The 15,302-nt window shown below is 41.5% G+C and carries 15 protein-coding genes; 13 read left to right on the top strand and 2 right to left on the bottom strand.

Translation table 11 applies throughout. The annotated features are described in order from the left end of the window. Positions 1-441 precede the first annotated feature (441 nt). The 8 genes from nikB (at position 442) to LJE12_RS06415 (ending at position 8,192) form a co-directional block, all read left to right on the top strand. Positions 442-1,386: a nickel ABC transporter permease gene (gene nikB / locus LJE12_RS06380; RefSeq protein WP_008706768.1), complete on the top strand. Its 945-nt coding sequence runs from the start codon at positions 442-444 to the stop codon at positions 1,384-1,386. Next, the gene (nikC, locus tag LJE12_RS06385) at positions 1,383-2,249 is read left to right on the top strand and encodes a nickel transporter permease (RefSeq protein WP_022380077.1); all 867 of its coding nucleotides are present in this window, start codon (positions 1,383-1,385) and stop codon (positions 2,247-2,249) included. The genes nikB and nikC overlap by 4 nt, the downstream gene beginning before the upstream one ends. A 34-nt stretch (positions 2,250-2,283) precedes the next feature. Beyond that, entirely contained in the window at positions 2,284-3,822 is a 1,539-nt protein-coding gene (locus tag LJE12_RS06390) for an ABC transporter substrate-binding protein (protein ID WP_227226508.1), read from the top strand. A 98-nt stretch (positions 3,823-3,920) separates the two neighbouring features. Beyond that, positions 3,921-4,715 carry an ABC transporter ATP-binding protein gene (locus LJE12_RS06395; RefSeq protein ID WP_227226509.1) on the top strand — a complete coding sequence of 265 codons (795 nt, stop codon included), beginning with the start codon at positions 3,921-3,923 and terminating at the stop codon, positions 4,713-4,715. Next, positions 4,712-5,473 carry an ABC transporter ATP-binding protein gene (locus LJE12_RS06400; RefSeq protein WP_178414553.1) on the top strand — a complete coding sequence of 254 codons (762 nt, stop codon included), beginning with the start codon at positions 4,712-4,714 and terminating at the stop codon, positions 5,471-5,473. Before LJE12_RS06395 ends, LJE12_RS06400 begins: the two co-directional genes overlap by 4 nt. Before the next feature lie 182 nt (positions 5,474-5,655). Beyond that, entirely contained in the window at positions 5,656-6,660 is a 1,005-nt protein-coding gene (cbiM, locus tag LJE12_RS06405) for a cobalt transporter CbiM (protein WP_118408673.1), read from the top strand. A 3-nt stretch (positions 6,661-6,663) separates the two neighbouring features. After that, entirely contained in the window at positions 6,664-7,488 is an 825-nt protein-coding gene (locus LJE12_RS06410; RefSeq protein ID WP_055199580.1) for an energy-coupling factor transporter transmembrane component T family protein, read from the top strand. A gap of 32 nt (positions 7,489-7,520) precedes the next feature. Continuing rightward, complete coding sequence (locus LJE12_RS06415) at positions 7,521-8,192, top strand: energy-coupling factor ABC transporter ATP-binding protein (protein ID WP_227226510.1); 672 nt, start codon at positions 7,521-7,523, stop codon at positions 8,190-8,192. 325 nt (positions 8,193-8,517) lie between these two features. Here LJE12_RS06415 and LJE12_RS06420 read toward each other — a convergent pair whose 3' ends face one another. Next, the gene (locus LJE12_RS06420; protein WP_227226511.1) at positions 8,518-9,060 is read right to left on the bottom strand and encodes a TIGR00730 family Rossman fold protein; all 543 of its coding nucleotides are present in this window, start codon (positions 9,058-9,060) and stop codon (positions 8,518-8,520) included. A 38-nt stretch (positions 9,061-9,098) separates the two neighbouring features. Continuing rightward, complete coding sequence (locus LJE12_RS06425) at positions 9,099-10,031, bottom strand: AEC family transporter (protein ID WP_118571260.1); 933 nt, start codon at positions 10,029-10,031, stop codon at positions 9,099-9,101. A 192-nt stretch (positions 10,032-10,223) separates the two neighbouring features. Between LJE12_RS06425 and LJE12_RS06430 the strand changes: the two genes are divergently transcribed. The 5 genes from LJE12_RS06430 (at position 10,224) to LJE12_RS06450 (ending at position 15,282) form a co-directional block, all read left to right on the top strand. Beyond that, positions 10,224-10,676, top strand: coding sequence for a MarR family winged helix-turn-helix transcriptional regulator (locus tag LJE12_RS06430; RefSeq protein WP_008706749.1), 453 nt, complete (start codon positions 10,224-10,226; stop codon positions 10,674-10,676). Further along, the gene (locus tag LJE12_RS06435; protein ID WP_118520294.1) at positions 10,666-12,009 is read left to right on the top strand and encodes an MATE family efflux transporter; all 1,344 of its coding nucleotides are present in this window, start codon (positions 10,666-10,668) and stop codon (positions 12,007-12,009) included. Before LJE12_RS06430 ends, LJE12_RS06435 begins: the two co-directional genes overlap by 11 nt. Before the next feature lie 74 nt (positions 12,010-12,083). Next, positions 12,084-13,361 (top strand): L-cysteine desulfidase family protein, encoded by a 1,278-nt coding sequence (locus tag LJE12_RS06440; RefSeq protein ID WP_227226512.1) that lies wholly within the window; start codon positions 12,084-12,086, stop codon positions 13,359-13,361. Positions 13,362-13,796: 435 nt separating this feature from the next. Continuing rightward, positions 13,797-14,423: an esterase gene (locus tag LJE12_RS06445; RefSeq protein ID WP_118331386.1), complete on the top strand. Its 627-nt coding sequence runs from the start codon at positions 13,797-13,799 to the stop codon at positions 14,421-14,423. A 1-nt stretch (position 14,424) separates the two neighbouring features. Continuing rightward, the gene (locus LJE12_RS06450) at positions 14,425-15,282 is read left to right on the top strand and encodes an EamA family transporter (protein WP_118521833.1); all 858 of its coding nucleotides are present in this window, start codon (positions 14,425-14,427) and stop codon (positions 15,280-15,282) included. Positions 15,283-15,302: the final 20 nt, after the last annotated feature.

Genomic DNA, 15,302 nt, shown 5'->3' on the forward strand with positions numbered 1-15,302 from the left:
GAAGTGAAATTTCCATGAAGCGAAACGAAAGCCCTCAGAGTTGCCGCTCTGAGGGCTTTCTTGCTCGTTACGGGGAGCTGTTCCGTTTAGACTGTTGCTGTCTAATGTCCGCTGTCCAGCCATCTGCATATGTAGTAGCTAACTACGCCTGCTATGACAGAGACAAGAAATGAAGTAAAAATTGCTTCCATGAAACTCACCTCCTTCCTGCTGGAGGTTCGACAGCTCTTGTAGTATAACATAGTTTAGAACAAAATGGGATGGTTGTTTTAAATTATTGCTGATATAAAAAAAATCTATTCCAAAAATGACGATAGATATTCAAATTAAGAATAGCTTATAACCCCCAGGGTGGGTTGTGGGCTATTTTTGCTTTTGTTAAACTGAATGGTGGCAAATTAAGAGTACAATTTTCAAAAATTATAAAATGGAGATAATCAAATGAGAAAATATGCATTCAGACGACTGCTTCAGCTGATTCCCATTTTGTTTGCGATTACTTTTCTCTCTTATGGCATGATGCGGATTGCGGGAAGTGATGTAGTAACACAAAAAATGGAAAATACAGGACAGATCCTGTCAGAAGATAAGTTAAATGCAGCCAGAGAACAGCTGGGACTGGACAAACCATTTCTGACCCAGTATTTTGTGTGGCTTGGGAAACTGCTTCATGGAGATATGGGAAACAGCTATGTATCCAGTCTTCCGGTTTTTGATACGTTCATATCGAAGCTTCCGGCAACGCTGCTTCTTACAGTGACATCTATTTTGCTGACTATCATCATATCAATCCCTCTGGGGATTCTGTCAGCAGTAAAACAGAATACGATCACGGATTATCTGATCCGTTTATGCAGCTTTATAGGAAACAGTCTTCCTAATTTTTTTGTATCATTGCTGTTAATGTATTTTCTTGCGATCCGGTTGCGGATTTTTCCGGTTATATCCAAAGATGTAAGTTTAAAGAGTGTGGCAATGCCGGCGATCACTCTGGCAATTGCCATGTCAGCCAAGTATCTCCGCCAGGTCCGTGCAACTGTGCTGGATGAATTAAGCAAAGACTATGTGGCAGGAGCGAAAGCAAGAGGAGTAAAGTTTTCTGTCACTCTTTGGAAAAGTATTATGAAGGCTTCGCTGGTAACCATCATTACCTTGCTGATGCTGTCAGTGGGAAATCTGCTGGGAGGAACTGCAATCGTAGAATCAATCTTTATGTGGGATGGAGTTGGAAAGATGGCAGTAGATGCCATCTCCATGCGTGATTATCCTATTATTCAGGCCTATGTTATGTGGATGGCGATCATCTATGTTGTAGTAAATCTGCTTACAGATCTGTCATACCGGTTCCTGGATCCGAGAATCCGTCTGGGAGGTGTGAAACAATGAGTGAAAAGCAGAATAAAAATGTGACAGTGCGTGTACAGAAGATTAAGAAAAACCATATAAAACAAAAGCTGATTTTTTTTCTTATTCTTGCAATAGGGCTTGTAATACTTGCAATTTTTTCAGAGCATCTCTGTCCATATGACCCTTATGCACAGGATCTGGCAAGTGCACTTCAGCCCCCCAGTCTTCAGCATCCTATGGGAACAGATACATATGGGAGAGATATGCTGTCCAGAGTGATAAGTGGTGCAAGAGCCAGTATTTTCTCTACCTTTATCCTGGTTGCTGTGATCGCTGTGCTGGGAACAGCTGTGGGTGTATGCTGCGGATATTTTGGCGGAGCTGCAGATGCTGTTATGATGAGGATTTCAGATGTATGTCTTGCTTTCCCTGGGCTTGTATTTGCCATGGCGATCGCGGCTATTCTTGGGGGAGGCATTCAGAATGCTGTTATAGCACTGGCAGTAGTAAGCTGGCCGAAATATTCACGTATTGCCAGAGGGCAGACTCTGGCATTAAAAGAGGAACCCTATATTCATGCTGCCATACTTGCAGGTGACAGCTCAGGTCAGATTATGCTCAGGCATATTCTTCCCAATATGCTGGGACCTGTTCTGGTAACAGCCATGCTTGACATTGGTACTATGATGATGGAGCTTGCGGGCCTGTCATTTCTTGGACTGGGAGCACAGATTCCCATGGCTGAGTGGGGAAGTATGATGAGCAGCGGACGAAGTATGATCCAGACATATCCATGGGTAGTATTATCACCTGGAATTGCAATTTTTATATCTGTGGCAATTTTCAATCTGTTAGGTGATACAGTCCGTGACTATCTGGATCCGAAGAACAGCCGTTCATGATAAGTAATATGAAAACAAACGAGGAGGAAAGAAAATGAGAGCAAAGAAATTTCTGGCAATGGCAATTGCCCTGGGGCTGGCAGTAGGAATGACAGCTATGCCAACACTGGCAGCAGAAAAAAAGACATTGGTATTTGGCGATACCACCTTTAATGCGGAAAATGAGGAGGCAGATATTAATCCTCAGAATACCTATGCAGGATGGGCTTGCATCCGTTATGGAGTAGGGGAAACTCTTTTCCGTTATTCTGATACAATGGAAATAGAGCCATGGATCGCAAAAGAGTATGAAAATATTGACGAGCTGACCTGGAAGATCACACTGAACGACGGAGTTGTGTTTTCCAATGGACGTGCCTGTGACGGAGAAGCAGTAAAGGAAAGCCTGGAGGCTTTGGTTGCCAATCATGAGCGTGCAGCAGGAGATCTCTGCATTGATACTATCGAGGCTGACGGAAATACTGTTACCATAAAGACTACAGAACCGAAGCCTGCACTGATCAATTATCTCAGTGATCCTTATGGATGCATTATTGATATGCAGGCAGGTGTCAGTGATGATGGGATCGTGATCGGTACAGGTCCTTATGTGGCAACTGAACTGGTGACAGATGATCATGTTAATCTTGTAAAAAACGAAAACTACTGGAATGGAGATGTAAATGTGGATGAGATCACTGTCCGCACAATTTCTGACGGTGATACACTGGGAATGGCTCTTCAGGCAGGGGAGATCAATGCTGCCTATGGTATGGCATATGCAAGCTATCCCTTATTTGAAAATGATGATTTTACATTTACCAGTACAGCTACAAGCCGTGCATTCTATGCATGGATGAACTTTGAAAGTCCTGTAACATCTGACCCTGCAGTGCGCAAAGCAATTGCCATGGGTATTGATAAGGACAGCTTTGTGTCTGTGCTTCTGAATGGATATGGATATCCTGCAGTCGGTGCTTTCCCGGATACTTTCTCTTTTGGCGGACAGAATCTGACAACAGAGAGCTATGATCCTGATGGGGCAAAGAAGGTTCTGGAGGAAGCTGGATGGGTGGATTCCGATGGTGACGGTATCCGTGAAAAAGACGGACAGAAACTGGAAATCCGCTGGCTTACTTATCCAAGCCGTCAGGAGCTTCCGCTTCTTGCAGAGTCTGCACAGGCAACCTTAAAAGAAATCGGTATGGATGTTCAGATAAATTGTACCTCTGATAATAATACTATCCGTAAAGACCCTACATTATGGGATGTATATGCAAGTGCCATGGTAACTGCACCTACAGGAGATCCGGAGTATTTCTTCACTTCCTGCACACTGGATGAATCTGCAAGCAATAACGGACATTATCACAGTGATAAACTGGAAGATCTGGAAAAACAGATGAAGCAAGAATTCGATGCAGATAAGCGTTCAGATCTGGCGATTCAGATGCAGCAGACAATCCTGGATGACAATGCCTATGTATTCTGTTCTCACCTGAGAATGAGTATGATCATGCAGTCTAATGTAACAGGACTGACTGCACATCCATGTGATTATTATGAACTGACAGCAGATCTGGATATTAACTAAACTGTAAGAATAAATGAAGAATATTTGAACGATGATATTTCAGGGGCAAAAGATATTTTGCCCCTGATTTGGTAAGGATTAACAAGGATGGTTTACAGATGGATAGAAAAATACTGACCTACGATTCCGTAGAGATATCATTTGGCGGAAAAGCGGTGGTTCATGATGTGAGTTTCTCCCTTGAACATGGAGAAATACTTGGTCTTGTGGGGGAATCAGGCAGTGGAAAAAGCACTCTGATCAAAGCTGCAATGGGACTTCTGGGATCGGATGGTCTTGTGACAAGAGGAGATATCCGATATATGGATCAGAATATCCTGGATATACCGGAGAAAGAAAAAAGAAAGATCAGAGGTGCAGGAATTGGAATGATTTTTCAGGATGCAGGTGCCTCTCTGTGTCCGATTCGCACCATCGGAGAGCAGATTTACGAAAGTATGTGTGCACATACAAAGATAACAAGAAGTGAGGCTAAAACCAGGGCAATGGATCTGTTTGACAAACTGAATTTTAAGGATAGCGAGCGCGTGTGGGACAGTTATCCATTTGAGCTGTCTGGCGGAATGAATCAGAGAGCAGGTATTGCCATCGCCATGCTTATGAATCCGCCTATCTTATTTGCAGATGAGCCGACCAGTGCTCTGGATGTGTCTGTACAGCGCCAGGTTGTAAGGGAAATGCTTAAGTTAAGAGAGTTGTTTGGAACTGCAATCGTGATCGTGACACATGATATCGGGGTAGTCCGGGCAATGGCAGATACTGTGTTGGTTTTGAAAAATGGCAAAACAGTAGAATATGGCACAGCAGACCGTGTACTGGATCATCCCCGGGATCCGTATACCAGGAAATTGCTGGAGGCTGTACCAAAGCTGCAAAGGAAGGTCAGAGTATGAGCATACTTTTAGAGGCAGAACATTTAACAAAAATATTTACCCAGAGAGGAAAAAATCCTTTTAAAGCAGTAAATGATGTAAGCTTTACACTAAAAAAAGGAGAAACGCTGGGAATCGTAGGAGAATCCGGCAGTGGGAAAAGTACAATAGCAAAGCTGCTCACCCGGCTGACTGATATCACAGAGGGTACATTGAAATTTGAAGGAAAAGATATTACAAGACTGAAACAAAGTCAGCTGAAAGAGGTATATGGAGATATACAGATGGTTTTTCAGAATCCGGTGGGTTCTTTTGATCCCAGAAGGACACTGGGTGACGGAATTGGTGAGAGTCTTAGAAACCGTGGAATGAAAAAGGCTGATGTGGAGAAAAGAGTAGCAGAATTGCTTAAGCAGTGCGGCCTTGAGAAGGAATATGCAAAAAGATATCCTCATGAGGTAAGTGGCGGACAGTGTCAGCGGGCTGCGATAGCAAGAGCTCTGGCAGTAGAACCAAAAGTTCTGATCTGTGATGAGGCAACCAGTGCTCTGGATGTAACCATACAGAAACAGATCATGGAGCTTCTGGAAGACCTGAAAGAGAAGAATGGGCTGTCTTTTATTTTTATTTGTCATAATCTGGCCCTTGTCCAGATGTTCTGTGACAGGGTTCTGGTACTGTATGAGGGAAAAGTAGTGGAAAGCGGAATTTCCGATGATATCATCAATGAACCCAAGGAAGAGTATACGCAGAGACTGGTGGATGCGGTACTTTCGTGAATGTGATTTTTTTTGGAAGTGCGATAGTGGTATGAAAAATACAGGCAAAACTATGCCGGATAAGAATATATAGATATCCCCTTGGGTGGGTTGTTGATGCTTTAATGTGGTGCTACAATACAGTTGTTTGTAAGGTGCGCGCCAGATAAAAATAATATTTTCACAGGAAAGGAAGTATATTTATGCATATACCTGAAAATTATTTAAGCCCGTCAACATGTGCTGTAATGACAGCAGCCATGCTTCCGGTGTGGGGATATTCTATTCATAAAATAAAAACAGAGATACCGAAATCAAAGATGCCGCTTCTTGGTATTGGGGCAGCCTTTTCATTTCTGGGAATGATGTTTAATGTTCCGCTTCCGGGCGGTACAACAGGACATGCAGTAGGGGGAACTCTTATTGCCATACTGACAGGAAGTCCTGCAGCCGGGTGCATAGCGGTTTCTATTGCTCTGCTGATACAGGCACTTCTTTTTGGAGATGGCGGAATCCTTGCATTTGGGGCAAACTGTTTTAATATGGCATTTATATTGCCATATCTGGGCTTTTTTCTGTATAAACTTCTTTTGAAGAAAACAGGTATGCGCAAACTTAGCGCGGCAATTGGTTCATATATAGGTATTAATGCTGCGGCCTTTTGTGCAGCTGTTGAATTTGGTATTCAGCCACTGCTGTTCAAAAATGCAGAAGGCCAGGCTCTTTATTGTCCGTATCCGCTAAGTGTATCCATACCTGCAATGATGATCGGACATATTACATTATTTGGTCTGGCAGAGATTATTCTGACAGTAGTGGTACTTACCTTTGTTGAAAAAGTTACACCAAAAGCATTGGATGTTGTTCCGGATAAGACAGCATTTAAACCACTGTATATACTGATGGCTGTTCTCATTGTACTGACTCCTCTGGGACTTCTGGCAACCGGTACTGCCTGGGGTGAATGGGGTGCTGATGAAATCGCTGGTCTGGTAAGTGGCGGAAGCCAGCTTGGATACACTCCGTCAGGAATGACCAATGGATTTGAACTGTCAACTTTGTTTCCTGATTATTCTATGTCCGGGTTACCTGAGTGGACAGGATATATTCTTTCGGCTATTGTAGGCGTGGCACTTCTGGTGATCATTTTTAAGATTATTTCTTCCATGATGAAAGAGAAAGTTGATTTTAAAAAGAAGGCTGCATAACAGATGAATGATCATAAAAAAGAAGAAACTATGCTTCCAGACTGGATGTGTTCCGGAGAAACTTATGTTCCATCTAAAGATAAAGAAGCATTTTTAACAAAAAGTACGAAATCAGTTTTATCTGTGCTTGCAAAAATGCGGTTTTATGAAGGGAAGGATGGCAAATTTTCTGCCACTCCTTCTCTGAAACTGTTTTATACACTTCTATATATTGTTCTTACTGCATGTTCGGGAAATTATCTGTTTACTCTGATCATGTGTGCAGCAGTGACAGTCAGACTGGCGTTTTTTTCGGCAAAAGCTATCCGTCAGATCCTGAGAGGAACAGCAGGTGCGGTTCTGTTTTCTATATTGATCCTTCTCCCATCCGTATTTATGGGAACTCCTCAGACTTTAATGAATATTACTTCAAGAGTATATGTATCTGTAACTCTGGTTGGTATTTTGTCATCAGGGACATCCTGGAATAAACTGACAGGAAGTATGAGAACTTTTCGGCTGCCATCCATATTTATTTTTACGCTGGATATTACTTTGAAATATATTTCGGTGCTTGGAGAAATGTGTGCGGCTATTCTTACGTCTGTCCGGTTAAGGTCAGTGGGAAAGAATCCTCAGAAAGCAAAAGCTTTGTCAGGTGTGCTGGGAATCTCATTTCTGAAATCTGGTGAAATGGCGGAAGAAATGCATACAGCAATGTGCTGTCGTGGATTTACAGGAGAGTATAAGAAAAAGCAGAAATACACGTTATGTGCAGCGGATATTTTCAGCACTTTTATTATGGCTGGATGTATTGTATTGTTCTGGTATCTGAACAGAAAGATATGATAATTGACAGGAAAAGACAGAAGAGGGCAGTTATGATCAGACTTGAGAATGTATGTTTTGCATATGAAAAAGAAATTGCACTGAGATATGTGGATCTTCACATAAACAGAGGAGATTCTATAGTTATCCAGGGACCTAACGGATGTGGAAAATCAACACTGATTAAACTATTGAATGGAATTATTTTCCCATCGGAAGGAAAATATTTTTATCAGGGACATGAAATTAATGAAAAGACATTAAAAAACAGCCAGTTTGCAAAATGGTTTCATCAGCAGATGGGATATGTGTTTCAGAATGCAGATACCCAGCTTTTCTGTGGAAATGTGGAAGAGGAGATTGCATTTGGCCCGGTCCAGATGGGGCTTTCGGAAGAGGAGATTAAAAAAAGAACAGAAGACTGCCTGCACTTATTTGGATTGGAAAAACTAAGAGATAGACCACCCTATCATCTGAGTGGAGGAGAGAAAAGAAAGGTTTCATTGGCATGTATTCTTTCATTGAATCCTGAGGTTCTGATTTTGGATGAACCTCTTGCAGGACTTGATGAAAAAACACAGGATATGCTGGTGGATTTTCTGCAGAGTTTTCATAAAGCAGGAAAAACGTTGATTACGATCACACATAACAGACAGCTAGCTGAAACTATTGGTACAAGATTTGCCTGTATGAATGAAGAACATGAATTGAAGATGCTATCATAATATTGATAATTATCTTTTCGTTAAAAAAAGTACTTCCTGCGGACGAAGTACTTTTTTTAATGAGTTTTTAGATGCGCATTGCGCGGAGGTCTGTGCACCTTTATTTGTTGTCTGACACAAATCTTTGTGCGGATACATGAATCATTAAGTATCTCGCTGACTGATATTTAATGATCTCTGCATTGATTATATTTTAACAAAATTATGGGAAAGAACAAGCCTCCCAGGGGGATTTCAAACCATGAAAAAAGTAGTATGAACTATGCAATATATGAATAGGTAAATATCCCCCAGGGGTGTTTGACAATTGTTTACGATCTGAATTTTACTTAGTTACTGTAGCCAGAAGTGCTTTAATATCTTCCATATCATCAGCAAAATAAATTCCCTGCTGACGATTTTCTGAGGACAGCCCCATTTTGATCATATGGTCAAGAAGCTGCTTCAGGCTGTCATAATATCCATTCAGATTATACAGAATACAGGGGGCATTGAGGTGTTTTAAGGAAACCATGGACATAACTTCTGCGATTTCCTCCAGAGTACCGGTGCCTCCCGGAAATGCAATAAATGCATCACCAAGTTCAATCATTTTTGCTTTTCTTTCAGCCATATCTTTTGTGACGATCAATTCTGTAATCTCATCATACTGCAGTTCAGAATCTATAAAAAACTGTGGTTCCACGCCTGTTACTTTTCCTCTGGCATTCAGCACACTTTCTGCTATCTGTCCCATAAGACCGGACTTCGATCCGCCATATATCAGAGAATTTCCACTTTCTCCAATCCATGTTCCTAATTCCCGGACAGCATCTCCAAGTGCCGGATCATTCCCCTCCAAAGCTCCAAGATAAACGGTAATATTCATTGTAATTTCCTTTCTTTTTTCATGTACAGGTAATTGTTTTATATAACTGCCTCAAATAACATTACCATCAGCGGCATTGTAATAATCGAGAACAGTGTAGTCATGACATTGATGGCACTGGCATAACGTGAATCATTTCCGTATACCTGGCACATCTGGGTTATTGTGGAAGCAGACGGTGTGATGATCGCCAGAAAGACAATAAGCATGATTTTATTTCCGTCTGCAGAGAACATAGCCAGATGGCTGATCTTAATCATTACAAGTGCAAGCAAAGGCACTGCAATCAGACGAAGAAATGATACAAAATATACTCTTTTGTCAGCAAAAATCTGTTTGAGATTCATTCCTGCAAACAGCATACCGGTTACGATCATACTGGCCGGTCCTATCATGCTGCTCACTGAGCCAAGAGTATTATTGATGATCTCCGGCAAATGGATTTTTGCGAAAAAAAGTACAACACCGATGAAAATAGAAATCATGTTAATATTTAACACAATCTTTTTCCAGTCGTAGGAAGATTCCCGGCTGATAATCTTTTTGCAGTGTGTCCACAGAAAGATAAGCTGCACACTCATAAAAACACATCCATATAAAACCCAGTCCTGTCCAAGAATAAAGGTCACAATGGGTACGATCAAATTTCCTGAATTAGAATAATAAACAGAAGCAATTTCCACTTCATTCAGATGCAAAAGCTTTCCGGCTATGGAGATAATGATCAGGAGAAGAACCTGGGTCATGACAGATGCAGCCAGAGCAAGCAGCAATCCCTTTACAGTATCCATCGTGTAATCTACCTGAAAAGCATTGATGATTACACAGGGAATGATCAGATAGAGAATGATTTTGGATAAAACCTTGCTGTCTTCATCTTTTACAAGCCCAACTTTCACGATCAAATATCCCATGAAGATCATAAGAAACAATTGAATGATCTGTTCCATGAGCAGTATGCTGATATTCATAAATATCCACCTCGTATTCTTAAAAATGTCCGTCATCGGGAATATTGTATTTCCTCGATTTCTGATGTCGGAACTCATTATAGAACTTTCCAGATTACGGTTCAATAGTAATTTTGGTGGTTGACAAATTTCAGAATCTGCATATAATTATCAATGGTAATTAACAAAGATAATTATATAGGAGCGTACAATATGACAACTGAAAAAATCAAGCGAATGCTGGATGCATGCTATCAGGCGAAGCGGATACGGGAATTGCTTCCGCCGCTGCCACAGGGAGTTACCCCGTCTTACATTCAGTATCTGGATAACATTCATGCATTGGAAAAACAGGGAATCCAGGTAAAGATATCGGATATCAGTGATGTAATGAATCTTCCACGTCCCGGTGTTACCAGAACTGTAAAGGAAATGGAAACAAAGGGATATCTCCGGAAAATTTCTTCCCCGGATGACGGACGTGTCACTTATATATCCATTACAGAAGAAGGAAGAAAACTGTCACAGAAATATAATGAGTATTATTTTGGGGAACTGGTTCCCTATCTCAGTGAGATATCCGAAGAGGAAGCTGACTGCATGATCCGGACAATTGAGAAATTTTACCAGATCATGTGTGAGAGGAGGAATCACTATGACAAATGATAGATCTGATTTCACACAGGGAAATATTCTGAAAAAGCTGGTTTCTTTTATGATGCCCATTCTCGGGGCACTGATCCTGCAGGCAGCATATGGTGCAGTTGACCTTCTTGTTGTGGGAAGGTTTGGCTCTACTGCTGGACTTTCTGCAGTTTCTACAGGCAGCCAGGTCTTAAACCTGGTTACTTTTGTGGTTGTACAGTTTGCAATGGGTATTACAGTTCTGATCGCCCGCTATCTGGGAGAAAGAAGACCGGAAAAGATAGGAGCTGTTATCGGCGGCGGTGCAATTGTGTTTACAATGATTTCGGCTGTGCTGTTTGTTATAATGGTAGCTTTTGCACATCCGATTTCTGTGCTGATGCAGGCGCCGGAATCAGCCGTCAGTCTTACATCCAGTTATGTACGTATCTGTGGCGGCGGTATTTTCTTTATTGTAGCTTACAACCTGCTGTCTGCAATTTTTCGTGGACTGGGTGACAGTAAATCGCCGCTTCTGTTTGTGCTGGTGGCATGTATTGTAAATGTGATCGGAGATCTGGTGCTGGTAGCGGGACTTCATATGGATGCAGCCGGAGCTGCTATTGCAACAGTTGCTGCTCAGGCACTTAGCGTGGTATTCGCACTTATCCTGCTTGTTAAAATGAAACTTCCGTTTACGATTACAAAAAAAGACTTCAGGCTGAATGTACAGTGCAAAAGATTTTTTCAGATCGGACTTCCTCTTGCATTGCAGGAATGTCTGACACAGATTTCCTTCCTTGCGCTCTGTGCATTCGTAAATCGGCTGGGACTGGAGGCTTCGTCCGGCTACGGGGTTGCCTGCAAAATCGTTAACTTCGCCATGCTGGTACCAAGTTCTCTGATGCAGTCTATGGCATCCTTTGTATCTCAGAACATAGGAGCGGGCAAGAAAAAACGAGCAAAACAGTCCATGTTTACAGGAATCGGAGTAGGGCTTGCTGTGGGATGCGTGGTATTTATACTGGTTATGTTCAAAGGTGATATGCTGGCTGGTATTTTCTCCACAGATGCAGAAGTTATCAGTAATGCATTTGACTATCTGAAAGGCTTTGCACCAGAAACCATAGTGACAGCAATCCTGTTCAGTATGATTGGCTATTTCAATGGAAATAACAAGACAGTCTGGGTAATGATCCAGGGACTGATCCAGACACTTCTGGTACGTTTGCCACTGGCATATTTTATGAGTATACAGCCAGATGCAAATCTTACCAAGATCGGACTGGCTGCCCCTGTGGCAACAGTAACGGGAATTATCTTGAATGTGGGATTTTATATATACCTGAACCGCACAGAAAATACACCGGGCTGATTCTTTCTGGACATTCTGATAGTGTTATGTCATACTTGAATAAATATTAAAAATGAACAGGAGACATCAGCACAATGTTAGATGAGAGAATATATCAGAATTACATAGGCATTCTGAAAGAAGAAATGATTCCTGCAATGGGATGTACAGAACCGATCGCACTGGCATATGGAGCAGCCAGAGCACGAGAAGTTCTGGGAAAAGAACCGGAACATATCACTGCAAAATGCAGTGGAAACATTATAAAAAATGTCCGTTGTGTTATCATTCCAAACTCCGGCGGATTGACTGGAATTGAAGCAGGTGTAGTCCTCGGTGCAGTAGCCGGAGACCCATCCCTGAACATGGAAGTTCTTTCGAAGGTAAATGAATCTGGAAGAAAGAGATGTTGTGAACTTCTGGATAAAAAGATATGCAAAGTAGAACTTCTGGACTCCCCGGTAGTCCTGCACTTTATCATAGAAATGCAGGCTGGAGATGACACAGTAAGTCTGGAAATTAAATACGATCATATAAATGTAACCAAAATTGTAAAGAACCAGGAAGTCCTGCTGGATTCAGATCATAAATCCGGTGAAACTCCGGCTGCAGCAGACAGAACTCTGCTCAATCTGGAAGATATTAAAACATTTGCAGATACTGTAGAACTTGATGATGTCAAAGAAATTATAGAAAATCAGATCCGCAGCAATATGGCAATCGCCCATGAAGGAATGACTGGTAAATACGGTCTTGGAATCGGCCGGATCATCCGTGAAACCTACTCCAATGATATGCTCACGAAAATGCGCAGCCTTACAGCCGCAGCTTCCGAAGCCAGAATGGGCGGATGTGACATGCCGGTAGTCATCAACTCAGGCAGCGGAAACCAGGGAATTGCCTGTTCTGTACCTCTGATCGTATATGCCAGAGAAATGGAACTTCCGGACTATGTACTTTACCGCGCACTGGTATTTTCTAATCTCTTAACTGTATACCAGAAACAGTACATCGGTAAACTTTCCGCATTTTGCGGTGCGGTATCTGCGTCCTGTGCAGCCGGTGCGGGGATTACTTACATGGGCGGTGGCGAACTTTCAGTGATCAAGAAGACCATAGAGAATACGCTTGCCAATATTCCGGGAATCATCTGTGATGGAGCGAAAATATCCTGTGCAGCGAAAATCGCCGCCAGTCTTGACGCTGCATTCCTGGCACATCACCTTGCTATGAACGGTCAGTCCTATGCGCCATATACCGGAATCCTCAAGGAAGAAACCGGCGAAACCATCAGCTGTGTAGGACAGATCGGCAAAGAAGGAATGAAAGAAACAGACAAAGAAATTCTGCGGATTATGTTAGAGCGTGTTTGATTTTATGACAAAGTAAAAAAGAACGGTATATTCTCCTGCTGAAAAAAAGACATAATTGCACTGGTTTTGTGATAAGACAAGAAAAAATAATGACTATAAATTTCAATTCATCTATTATATTCATTTGAAAATAGGAATATAAATGACCTGAAACGAAAAAAGTATAATTACGGTCATCTTAAGAAACCGATGAAAATGACCTGAAACGAAAAAAGTACAATTACAGTTATGTATAGAAGAGAATATGAATGACTTAAAACAAGAAAAGCAGAATTACGGTCATCTTGAAATGAAATTATGAATGACTTGGAATAAAGAAAGTGAAGAATAGAGTCAATATAAAGAGATTTTTTGTTTGACTGAGTTTGCTGAAAATAAAATTTAAGTCAAGGAACTTGAGAAAGTAAAAAATTTTTACGAGGTAAGCAGATAGATATGACTATATATGAGTATGGAAATCCAGATGCGGATACTGTTTTGATTCAGTTGACTGGTGATCATGAATTATCTGTTCTTAAGAATGAGGTTGAAGAAATCCGAAAAAGGACTTCAACAGATTTCAGACTCATTGCTGCAAAAGTTGATGACTGGAATTATGAGTTGTCTCCATGGAAAGCACCGGCGGTGTTCGGAAATGAAGACTTTGGTGATGGTGCTGTCAGGACACTGGAGCAGATTCTGACATTATGCACAGACAAAAGCAGGACATATTATATCGGGGGATATTCTCTTGCGGGGCTGTTCTCGTTATGGGCAGCATATCAGACAGATGTATTTTCCGGCATTGCAGCTGCTTCACCGTCTGTCTGGTTTCCGGGATTTATTGAGTATATGAAGGAACATGAAATTAAAAGTGAGACAGTTTATCTAAGTCTTGGTGACAGAGAAGAAAAAACGAGAAATTCGGTGATGTCACAGGTTGGAAACTGTATCCGGATGGGATATGAGTGGCTCATAGAGCATGGGATAAATTGTAATCTGGAATGGAATCAGGGTAATCATTTTAGAGAACCGGATATAAGAATTGCGAAAGCATTTGCCTGGGTAATGGAGGGGAAATAATATGTGGATATTATTTGCATTTGGTTCTGCTCTGTTTGCAGGCCTGACTGCCATACTGGCAAAATGCGGAATCAGAAATACAGATTCTAATGTTGCGACGGCATTAAGAACCGGTGTAGTGTTAGTCTTTTCATGGCTTATGGTATTCATGGTCGGGGCACAAAGTGAAATCAGAGATATTTCGGCAAAAGTCCTGATTTTTTTGATTTTGTCAGGACTGTCAACGGGGATATCTTGGCTATGCTATTTCAAAGCACTGCAGATTGGAGATATCAATAAAGTAACACCAATTGATAAATCGAGTATAGTGATAACGATGCTGCTGGCTTTTATTTTTCTCAGGGAAGAAATAACGTGGCTGAAATTTGTTTCAATGATTCTTATCGGTATCGGTACTTATCTGATGATACAGAAAAAGGAAACAAAGGAGAAGGCAGAAGATAAGAAGTGGCTGCTTTATGCAGTCGGTTCCGCTGTTTTTGCCAGTCTTACCTCTATTTTGGGAAAGATTGGAATTCAGGATGTCAATTCAAATCTTGGAACTGCGATCAGGACTGCTGTTGTATTGGTGATGGCGTGGATTGTAGTATTTGTGACCGGAAAGCAGGATACGGTAAAGGATATTGACAGAAAAAGCTGGCTGTTCCTTGTTCTTTCCGGATTTGCAACAGGCTGTTCCTGGTTATGCTATTACAGAGCACTTCAGACAGGTCCGGCCAGTGTGATAGTTCCCATTGATAAACTGAGTATTCTTGTGACCGTTGCATTCTCATATATTGTATTCCATGAAAAACTGTCATTGAAATCAGGGACAGGACTGCTTCTTATTGTTGTTGGAACGTTAGCTTTGCTGATATAACTATTATAAAAAAGAAAGAC

It is taken from the genome of Blautia sp. DFI.6.71, assembly GCF_020593585.1.
Lineage (GTDB): Bacteria > Bacillota > Clostridia > Lachnospirales > Lachnospiraceae > Blautia_A > Blautia_A wexlerae.